The sequence below is a fragment of the Streptomyces sp. NPDC019890 genome, from assembly GCF_044903445.1.
Classification (GTDB): domain Bacteria; phylum Actinomycetota; class Actinomycetes; order Streptomycetales; family Streptomycetaceae; genus Streptomyces.
Genome location: NZ_JBJDQK010000057.1, coordinates 1 through 3449 on the forward strand (window position 1 = coordinate 1; position 3449 = coordinate 3449).

At 68.1% G+C, this 3449-nt stretch carries 4 protein-coding genes; 1 reads left to right on the top strand and 3 read right to left on the bottom strand.

The features are described 5' to 3' along the window. Positions 1-360: 360 nt before the first annotated feature. Positions 361-1368 (bottom strand): stage II sporulation protein M, encoded by a 1008-nt coding sequence (locus ACI2LP_RS33985; protein ID WP_404728394.1) that lies wholly within the window; start codon positions 1366-1368, stop codon positions 361-363. A gap of 123 nt (positions 1369-1491) precedes the next feature. Here ACI2LP_RS33985 and ACI2LP_RS33990 point away from each other — a divergent pair, with 123 nt between their 5' ends. Then, positions 1492-2451, top strand: a complete 960-nt coding sequence (locus ACI2LP_RS33990) for an RDD family protein (protein WP_404728395.1) — start codon at positions 1492-1494, stop codon at positions 2449-2451. Positions 2452-2537: 86 nt separating this feature from the next. Here the strand turns inward: ACI2LP_RS33990 and ACI2LP_RS33995 are convergent, their stop codons facing one another. Then, entirely contained in the window at positions 2538-3152 is a 615-nt protein-coding gene (locus ACI2LP_RS33995; RefSeq protein ID WP_404728396.1) for a hypothetical protein, read from the bottom strand. A 171-nt stretch (positions 3153-3323) separates the two neighbouring features. Beyond that, positions 3324-3449, bottom strand: a 126-nt coding sequence (locus tag ACI2LP_RS34000; protein ID WP_404728018.1) for an adenosylhomocysteinase, incomplete at its 5' end; no start/stop codon positions are given.

Consider the following 3449-nt stretch of genomic DNA (forward strand, 5'->3'; position numbering starts at 1 on the left):
TTTCCTCCGGGCGCTTCCCTTCGGTCTTGCGTTTCCAACCCTACCAGACTCTATTTCCGTTCCGTTTCCGGTGAGGAATTCGAATCCAGTGGCCGCTGGAGTGGCCTTTTTGTCTTTCGACGGACCCGACTTTATCAGAAGCATTTCGGTCGACCTAATCGACCGTCGTGATTCGGAATTGAAAAATCGGGAGGCTCTGCGGAAATTCAAATTTCCGGCGAGAGCGAGAGAGACACTAACCGTCACACTCGCACTTGTCCAGTTCGAGGCAACCGTTAGAATCTACCTCCCCACGCCAGCCGTGTCAACGGTGTTGCGGGGCGGAGAGGAGACTAGCAGGTCAGGAGGGGTGCTCGCACATCAGGCTGCGGCTGGGAGTTCGGCGCTGCGGTCTGCTTCCTCCACGTCACCTGTGTCGCCCGTTCGGGCTGCTCGGCCGCCCAGGATGTAGACGTACGCCAGAAAGGCCAGCTCGGCAGCGATGCCAATGGCGATGCGCGCCCAGGTCGGGAGTCCCGAGGGAGTAACGAAACCTTCGATCACTCCGGACACGAAGAGCACCAGAGCCAGGCCGATGGCCATGCCGATGGCGGCGCGGCCTTGTTGAGCGAGGGCTGTGCGGCGGGAGTTCGGGCCGGGGTCGATGACTGTCCAGCCGAGGCGGAGGCCCGTGCCCGCGGCGACGAACACGGCGGTCAGTTCGAGGAGGCCGTGCGGGAGGACGAGGCCCAGGAAGGTGTCGAGGCGGCCCGCCGACGACATCAGGCCGATGCCGACGCCGAGGTTCAGCACATTGACGAACAGGATCCAGATCACCGGGATACACAGGAACGCGCCCAGAGTCAGGCACATGGCGGCGGCCTGGGCGTTGTTCGTCCAGACCTGGGCGGCGAAGGAGGCCGCCGGGTGGCTGGAGTAGTACGTCTCGTACTCACCGCCGGGGCGGGTGAGCTGTCGGAGTTCGTCCGGAGCCGCGATCGTCGCCTGGACCTCGGGGTGGGTGCCGATCCACCAGCCGATGATCGCGGCGAGAACCGTGGAGAGCACCGCTGTGGGTATCCACCACCGCCTGGAGCGGTAGACGGCTGCGGGGAATCCGGCGGTCAGGAAACGGACGGCATCACGCCAGGTGGCGCGGCGGGTGCCGGTGACGGTGGCGCGGGCGCGGGCCACGAGTTGGGTGAGCCGGCCCGTGAGCATCGGATCGGGAGCGCTGGATTGGATGAGGGAGAGGTGGGTGGCCGTGCGCTGGTAGAGGGCGACGAGTTCGTCGGCCTCGGCGCCGGTGAGGCGTCGTCCCCGGTGCAGGAGGTGGTCCAGACGGTCCCACTCGGCGCGGTGGGCGGTCACGAAGACATCGAGGTCCATGGTCGGCTGCTGCTCCAGGCACTGGGTGCGTACGGTCCGTACTACTGCGGCGCGTTGCGGGCCAGCTTGGCAGACTGAGGAAGACAAGGGGTGGGGAAGGTCGATGGCGAAGGGCAGGCTGTGGTGAGTGCGCTTGTAACGGGGGATGCGGTCGTCCTGGGACTGCAACCGGCGAAACTGCCGAGTCGGGCGCTCGCTGTGGTCATCGATCTTGCCGCCGTCTGGACCGCCTACATTCTGGTGTCGATCGGGCTTGCGTTGGCGACTGCCTCATTGGACGAGGCAGCGGTCATGGCGGTGTCGATCGCAACGTTTCTGCTCGTTCTGGTGGGGGCTCCAATAGCCGTGGAGACCCTCAGCCACGGGCGCTCGCTGGGGAAGCTCGCTTGTGGACTGCGGGTGGTCCGGGACGACGGGGGGCCGATCCGGTTCCGGCATGCGCTGGTGCGCGGGGCGATAGGTGTGGTCGAGATCCTGATGACGTTCGGCGTCGTCGCCTGTATCGCCTCGCTGGTGTCGGCGCGGGGACGGCGGGTCGGGGATGTGTTCGCCGGGACGCTGGTGGTCCGGGAGAGGGTGCCGGCCGCGCGGGGGATGGTGCTGCCACCTCCGCCGCCGTGGCTCGTGGGGCGGTTCTCCGAGCTTGATCTGTCGGGGGTGCCGGGCTATCTGTGGCTCGCGATACGTCAGTACCTGACGCGAATGAGGCAGCTGGATCCGGCAGTGAGCTGGTCGATGGCGGGGCGGCTGGCCGGTGATCTGGCGGCGTGCACGGGGGCTCCTGCGCCGCAGGGAGTGCCGCCGGCCGCGTATCTGGCGGCCGTGGTGAATGAGCGGCAGGCACGCGATGCGCGGAAGGCATTCGGGGCGGGGCACCGCACTCCGCCGGACCGCACTCCGGAGGAGCGCGCTCAGCAGGACCGCGCTCAACAGGACGGAGCGACTCCGCGGCGCGTGGCTGCGGGCGGGGATGTTCCGGGAGCGTGGGAGGGCGCGAGAGTTACGGGCGTGGGCGCGGCGGGGGCGGCGGTTCAGGGCGCGGCTCAGACACCGCCCGCCACAGGGTTCGCGCCTCCCGCGTAGTCGGGCGGACAGACGGCCACCGGGCGATGGCGGGGACAGCTCGCGACAGTGGGCCGGGCGCCCGAGGGCCGCGGGGCGGTGAACGGTCAGGGGAAGACAGAGGGCGGGGACTCCAGGTCTTCGAGTTCGATGCCGGGTGCCGCCAAGACCACGTCGCCGGCGATGTGCACGATGTGCTGCTCACCCGTGTCCAGGGCGCTGACCTGGTATTCGTCCACCATCAGCGGGCCATTGTCAGTGGCATGCGCTTCACTCTTCATCAGGGCCCAGGACTGATCGAGAGTGCGGGGGGCGAGGACTGGATCCGTGAAGGCGACGAGGCGGACTCGAGTCGCGGGGGAACCGGGGGTGAGACGCAGGAGACGTGCGGTGGCGACGAGGAAAGCGGGGGATGCGCCGGTGAAGGCGTGGGCGCGGACATTGCCTTCGGTGGCATGAGTGCCGGTGGGGTCGGTACGGACCCAGGTGACGCCATCGAGGGCGGCACCGCGGACCTGCCAGCTCGCGGCGTGAAGTTCGAGACGGATGGGGCGGCCGAGTTCGTCGATGGCCAGGTCGACGGAGCCGGCGTGGTCGCCGGAGGGGGCGGTGATCTGCGAGACATAACGCCAGCCGGAGGGGCCGGGGGCGCACTGGAAGTGTTCTTCGCCGAGGGGGGTGCGATCGTGCGGATCGTGGAGCGAATAGCGGCCGCGTGGCATGGGGGCGTAGGTGTCCTTGTGCGGTGAGGCTCTTGCCGTGGAGCCGGAGCCGTTCGGGGAGGGTATGGGGCAGGCCCCCGACACGGGGGTGCGGGGGCCTGCCTTGTACCACTGATACCTGTCGCCGAGTGGCTGCCCAGCTGTGTCAGTAGCAGATGTGTCAGTAGCCGATCAGTAGCGGTAGTGGTCGGACTTGTACGGACCCTCGACCTCGACGCCGATGTAGGCGGCCTGCTCCGGGCGCAGTGTCGTCAGCTTCACGCCGAGCGAGTCGAGGTGGAGCCGGGCGACCTTCTC

Coding starts and splice junctions, on each gene's coding strand:
- ACI2LP_RS33985 (WP_404728394.1), bottom strand. CDS start 1,368: ATGGACCTCGATGTCTTCGTGACCGCCCACCGCGCCGAGTGGGACCGT.
- ACI2LP_RS33995 (WP_404728396.1), bottom strand. CDS start 3,152: ATGCCACGCGGCCGCTATTCGCTCCACGATCCGCACGATCGCACCCCC.